The 6,623-nt window shown below is 31.3% G+C and carries 4 protein-coding genes; all 4 read right to left on the bottom strand.

The genetic code is table 11. From position 1 onward, the window contains the following. Window positions 1-1,741, bottom strand: a 1,741-nt coding sequence (locus ACW9XH_RS03775) for a cupredoxin domain-containing protein (RefSeq protein WP_457759312.1), incomplete at its 3' end; no start/stop codon positions are given. Window positions 1,742-1,781: 40 nt separating this feature from the next. Beyond that, complete coding sequence (locus tag ACW9XH_RS03770; RefSeq protein ID WP_457759303.1) at window positions 1,782-3,773, bottom strand: hypothetical protein; 1,992 nt, start codon at window positions 3,771-3,773, stop codon at window positions 1,782-1,784. A 113-nt stretch (window positions 3,774-3,886) separates the two neighbouring features. Then, window positions 3,887-5,212 carry a hypothetical protein gene (locus tag ACW9XH_RS03765; protein WP_457759302.1) on the bottom strand — a complete coding sequence of 442 codons (1,326 nt, stop codon included), beginning with the start codon at window positions 5,210-5,212 and terminating at the stop codon, window positions 3,887-3,889. Then, the gene (locus ACW9XH_RS03760) at window positions 5,212-6,516 is read right to left on the bottom strand and encodes a hypothetical protein (RefSeq protein ID WP_457759301.1); all 1,305 of its coding nucleotides are present in this window, start codon (window positions 6,514-6,516) and stop codon (window positions 5,212-5,214) included. Before ACW9XH_RS03760 ends, ACW9XH_RS03765 begins: the two co-directional genes overlap by 1 nt. Window positions 6,517-6,623: the final 107 nt, after the last annotated feature.

Genomic DNA, 6,623 nt, shown 5'->3' with positions numbered 1-6,623 from the left:
ATTCAGAATTCTTCGTTGTATTTGGAATTTGTATGATTCCTTCTTTTATGAGGAATTGAATTCCTTGAATGAATGCACCATCATCAATTGCACCATCTGCCCACCAGCCAGCATTGTTTTTTATCCATTCAGGAACAGAGGATTGAATTTCTCCAACAGAAATCGTGCCTATCATCCACGGATGTAGTGTACAATAGTAGTCAAAAATGCCTTGTTTTTCAAATTTATAAAAAAATTTTTCTCCAGCTGCAATTATACCACTATCAAAACTACCTGAATTCCCAACTTCTGGAGAACCTGATGTTACTGTATGAGCAGAACTATCTCGATTATTCCATAGAATTACCTGATTTGGATCTATATCTAGTAAAGATGGAATATAACAAGAATCACTGTTTTCACATCCCTGAAGAGATGAACCTGATGCAATATCTACAAAATAGTCAGTTGTGATTTCTTTAAGTTCAGATACTTTGAAGGAAAATTCTCCAGATGTGTCAAAATTATTTACATTTGAGATTCTTACAATTACTGCACCTAGATCATCAAAAGTGACTCGAATAGAATCACGGCCATCAGGAGTTTCTAATCCTTTTTCAGATTCAACAATTTTTCCATTAAGAAATATATCAAGATCATACAAAATTTGAGGAATTAATGAATTGGTTACTGGATCATGAAATTCAATATTAAGAGATATTTCATTTCCGGGATTAATTTTTCCCTTTGGAGTTAATGATAAATGAAATTTCCAATCTTCTTTAGTAGACAATAAAATTGCTTTCTCACCATCTTCTAATGAAGCATCAGTATTCTCATTTTCTCGTTGTTTTCCAGATTCAATTCCAAAAATCATTTTGTCATGTTGATCAGATGGAATTTGGTCAAGTAATTTTAATAATTTTGAAGAAGAAAGTAGAAAATGAACAACAATTTCTTCATTACCAGAACGATCTATAGTTCCAAAAAAAGTTTCGTCATTTATTGTTAAAAGAATTTCATGATTGTTAAAAATATCTACAGTTTTTGGAATATAATATTCAGCATGTACAAATGGTATGGATTTAATAAAATCTTTATTCCAGTCAAATGGCATTTCAGCTATAACTTTTTTATTTTTAGCATCATATTCAAATTTCTCAATTTTATCAAAATATGTTGCAAACATTAAATCGACTTCTTTATCATCAATCTCCAAAGTAAATGGAATAAATTCGCCCATGGTAAACATGATTTCAAAGGGAGTGACACTTTCTGAAACAGGAGTTGAGTCAATTGATAAAACAGTGATTTTTACATTTACTAAACCTCCTTCAAGAAATAATGATGATTCAATAAATAATGGTGATTCATTTGAGGCTAACCAGGCGTTATTTTCTGTTTTTTCTCCAGAAATATTCAATGATTGGCTCGGAATGATTACAGTCTTGAGTTTATCATCAGGAGAATACGCTACAAAATCAACAATCAAGTTATCTTTACCATCAAAAACTTGAATTTCGTATTCTATACCAGAGATAATTTCTTGTGTATCATCATTGATTGTTGTAACATCAAAATTGATTTCATTTTCATCTCCTTCAAGAACCGAAGGATTTGTTTCAAGTTTTACTTTGTAATAATTATCATTGATAAATTGAGTTTCACTTTCTTCACTTCCTGAACCTCCTGCATGTGCAAACTGAATTGAACCCACTACAAAAATTAACAAAAGTATTACAAGAGAATATTTTGAGTTCATTTTGTTCAATTTTTAAAAAGGATTTAATATTATAAAAAGTCTAGACTTTAATTAAACCAGTTGAAATTAGATATTTCAAACCGTTTGCAAACTCAACATCAGTTAATTGTCCATCAGACCACCAGGATGCATTATTTCTTACCCACATTGGAATAGATGTGATATTTGCTAGTTCTTCTTCAACGTCTACATCATCTCTTGGAACATCAATGATATTTTCTTGAATCAAATATTCAATCCCTTTAGCAAAGTCAGGATCAGTTAATTGTCCATCAGACCACCAGGATGCATTCTTTTTTACCCATGATGGTATTGAGATATCTGAGGAAACTGAAATAATAGAAGATTGTACTTGTGTATCTTGAATACGTTTTATTCCTTCAGAACTTTTTAAGAAAGAAGTTTCAGTGATTGTAGATTCCTCTTCTGTTTGGTTGACCACATTGACTAGACCTATTGGTTGATCATATACTACAGTTCTTGCTTTAATTTCTAAATTATCAGCAGTGGTATATGGTTTGGGCAAAGTCATATCAACATACTCTACAGTGATTGTGTCACCATGATGAACACGCAATACATCTAATTCTTGAGAATCATCATCTAGTGTAACAGAAAATTCTCCATCAAGTTTATCGATATAATGAGATCCATATCTTCCTTCAAGTTCCCCGATAACTGTATCAAATGCATGATGTCGTGGAACTACATCTTCCAAAACAGCTTCAGGAGCCACTTGGAACGAAAATGAATTTCCAATATCAGAACCAAATAAATCCGTAAACACTATCTTTGCAGAACCTCTTTCATCAAATCTGACAGTTTCGATGGCATGGCCATCATCTGCAAATTTTTCATTTCTAACTTCTAATAATTCTCCGTTAAGCCAAATTTCCATGTTATAATATAATTTCCATTGGTGAATGTCTGTCAATCCATTATGAACCATTAAGTTAAGATCATAATCTTGATTAATTCCAATGACTCCACCTGGAGACCACCAAAAATACATCTTCCACTTTCCTTCAGGAGTATATTTTGTCAAAGATGAAGCAGCGGGTTCTGATAATTTTGTTGCAACCCCTTTGTATTCAACTTCAGAACCGTGATCATGATTAGGTATAAACTGAACAGGGACATAGATTCCGGCTTGATCAGAATCAGAAAATACTCTCATCCAGTATGTATGAAATTCTGCGTGATGAATCCATAAATCTCTATCATGTAGTGTGAACTTTATTGGCTCATTTGTACTAAATTCATTTTTATCAAATTCAATTTCACCGACTCTCCAAGACCATGTAGCAGTTTTTGTTAATACTACATCTTCATTTGCTTCCCATGAAACTGTTAATGCACCTTCTTGATAGTCAGTAGGCAATCTTGCTGCTACATCTAATGCACTTTCAGTAACTCCGTCGGAACAAGCAGGTTTCATATTCATATGCATCTGAGCATGGGCTTCAGGAATAAAATCCATCATTACAGCAGAGAATAACAATCCTTTCATTTGTAAAATTAATGGCATCAAGAATCCGTGCATATGTACACCACTGCTACTAGAAGTACAATGATCAGTTACAACTTCTCCATAATTACTTGACAGATGCCCGTGTGCTTTGATTAAAACACCATTTTCATTATGTACAGTATAATGTTGTCCAGTTAGTTTTACAACTCCAAAGAAAATTCCCGTATCAGGACCAGTTTCAGTAAATACTGCAGTATTAACAGTTGCGTCACGTGTAGTAATGGTGATTTTTGAGCCCTCAGATTGGCCTATTTTTTCCATATTATCTTCATCATTATTCCATCCAGGTGCGTAAATCAAAACATTGACTCTGTCAGTCCAAGTATATCCATCATATTTTTCATCACATTCTTGTAGAGTTAATGCCTCATTTGCACAAAACATCATCATAACACCTGTAGATTTTTTCACAGGAGAGAATCCCCCTTCAGAAGGTGGTAAAAATTTTGATTCAGCAAAGGAATCTGAAATAGAAATAGGAATTACTAGTGCAGTAACCATTACAAAAACTACCATTAGGGATATTTTACTGAACATTGATAATTATTTCAAAGAAATTTTTAATATAAGAAAAATGGTTCATTCGAAAAATGTACCAATGGTGTGCGATATCTTTATTCTATACTAATCTTACAGGAATAGAAATTCTCACTCCATTTTGAATGACCTACAAATCTTTTTGACTCAAATTCTTTTAGATCATAAAATGTAGTACTGGCATTGCCCATAGTATTACCATCTTTATCCAAAAACAATATTGACAAATCAACTTGATTACGTTTTAAATTGTCATTATGATATTGACCAGAAATTGTTACTAATCCAAAATCATCTCTAACACATGAAAAATTTTGTACTCCTTGAAGCAAAGATTCCTCTAATTTCATAGATTTAGGTACAGTTTGGACTTGGTTTAGAGAATCTGTAGATGAATCTTTTTGTAAAACATGATGTAGATGAGAATTTATTTTATCATTTTTGTAGTAACTAATTTTTTTTAAAATTTCGCCTGAAATTCTACTAGTAAGTTCTGTTTCATCTAAAACAAGATTTTCAACGTCATAAGTAAAGTGTTCACCATATTCATCAAATATGATTACTTGAGTGATCAGATTATCATAAATACATGAAGTAACTGCACCTTTTGAATTATAATTGAATAAACATTGTGAATTCTCATTAGGAGTTCCAGTCATGTAGGATGAATCAAAGATTTTTTCTTTACTTCTATCTTCAAAAGAATTCCAATAATTGTCCAAATCATTTTGATTATTAAACTCAGATATTTGCATTGTAATAGATGGGACTTTGAATTTGTAAAATATAGGCTCATATACTCTTGTAATATCTGTAAAAACAATCTTTACAGAATCTATTACTCCTTCTTTTTCTTCAAATTCATATTCAGTTGAAATAATTCTCCATTTTGTTTTTTTAATAATTTTCAAAATATCTTCATCACTTAACAAATATTTTTCTAAACTTGATTGTAAAGTATTATCATTTGAGAAAATATTTTTTTCAGGTGTATATTCCAAATATCCAACTTCTCTCAAATAGTGTACAGTTCTAAGGAATTGAACATCACTTATTTTTCCTTCAATCCACCACTGGGCTCTGTCTTTTACCCAATGAGGAATTAATTCAAAAGAATTTTCTACGTAAAGTTCTGGAATATCATGGATTATGGTTTTTGCAGTGTGTTTAAGAATTTCTTTTGATTCTATTTCCTCAGGTAAGATATTTTTTTCAAGTATATTCTCCATTAGTGCTAAAAATTCAGAGTCAGATATTTGACCATCAATCCAGATTTCAGTTGCCTGTTTAACCCAAGTAGGAAATATTTTTTCCTCAATATTTTCACCAAAAGCTAGTCCCTGAAATGATAGTAAAATAAAGAGAGCACTCATCCCTAAAAACAAGGTATTTTTCAAATTCATTAGTTTGAAATCTCCTTTGAAAATTGTGTTAATGCTTTCTCAAACTCATCATCATTAGGATTGTATCTAGCATATTCTACACTTCCACAAAGCAACAGCCCATCTTTTACCTGATTATATTCAGAGGATTTTGATTCTCTTAAAATGGTCAGTAATTCAAGATTTGTCATCTCTTTGTAGATTCCTAGACTTTGTGAATAGTAGTATCTTATTGCTTGACTGAGAATTTCGTGAGCTTCTTTTCTTTTGTTATTTTCATATAGATTTTTAGATTTCTTTAACATATCATTTGTTAATTCTCTAAAATCAATTCGAGGTTTTGACACTTGTAAGAGTGGCTCAAGTTTTCTATCTGTTCGTTTTTTGTTCATCAAATATCCAAATATCGTCAAAGCTGCAAATACAGGAATTAGCAATAATAATGAAATATTTTCAAATCCAAGTGAATTTGGAATCGCTCCAAATGGATCACTTTGTAATGAATCACGAATATGTCTGGTGTTTTCGAATTTTGGTTGGTTAAATTTGAAATTATCAAATATACTTTTAGAATCTCTTGTAGGTTGTGAAATTTCAACTTCAATATCTGAAAATGAACCATCAGATTGCAATTGTTTTCCAGAAATAATTTCATTGAAGAGTTTTGAAGTTTGCTCTGAAAATGAATTCCTCATTCTTTCTTGAATTTGTTCTTTGTTCAATTCTAGATAATTTGGAGAATATTTTCTTAGATCAAATTCGCCTTCACCAGACTCCATTGCTTCTTTCATCATCGCTCTTCCCAAAGTAAACTCTTGAGGAGTGAAAATATCATTAGGAATTGCTTCTAAATTATCCATACTGTATCCACGTTCAAGTACAAAAAGTTCAAGATTTGAATTTGGATTGTAATCAAGTGATCTTCCATTAATGATATATTTGCTATCTCCAATCGGATCTAACAATGCTTCAGCTATTTCTACATAGCCGTCTGAAAATCTATCAAAATATTTTATTTTATGTTGGAAACTTTCTTGTCTAAGATCTCGTTGTTCTATTAACATTCCATTGAGTAATTGACCTTCTTCTGTATCAATAGTGATTTTGTAATCACCAACAGAATATTGATTATTTGTGATAAATTTGCCATAAACAGGTTTAGATGATTTTGGATCTTCATCTATAACTTCTTGATAACTGGAAACAATGTCAGATTCTTGTAAAGTATTGATTTGATCATTAATTTGTCCTTCAATTAACCAATCCATTTGGATTTCTGAATTATCTGCAAATGCAGGATTTGCAAGAAAAATTACTGGTGTCAAAAAAAATATTATTTTGAACATTGAAAAGAAATGGAGTTTCACGGTGAATTCCTCAAAAGTAAGACAGTGTCAGTTTCAAACAGATGTGATTGTGCAGATAATGAATC

The organism is Candidatus Nitrosopumilus sp. bin_32a (assembly GCF_054095935.1).
Note: the sequence above shows the minus strand (reverse complement) of the source record. Positions and strands in the feature narration are given on the sequence as shown.

What these genes read in the sequence shown, in the direction of transcription:
- ACW9XH_RS03770 (WP_457759303.1), bottom strand. Translation starts at nt 3,773, where the DNA reads ATGGTTACTGCACTAGTAATTCCTATTTCTATTTCAGATTCCTTTGCT.
- ACW9XH_RS03765 (WP_457759302.1), bottom strand. Translation starts at nt 5,212, where the DNA reads ATGAATTTGAAAAATACCTTGTTTTTAGGGATGAGTGCTCTCTTTATT.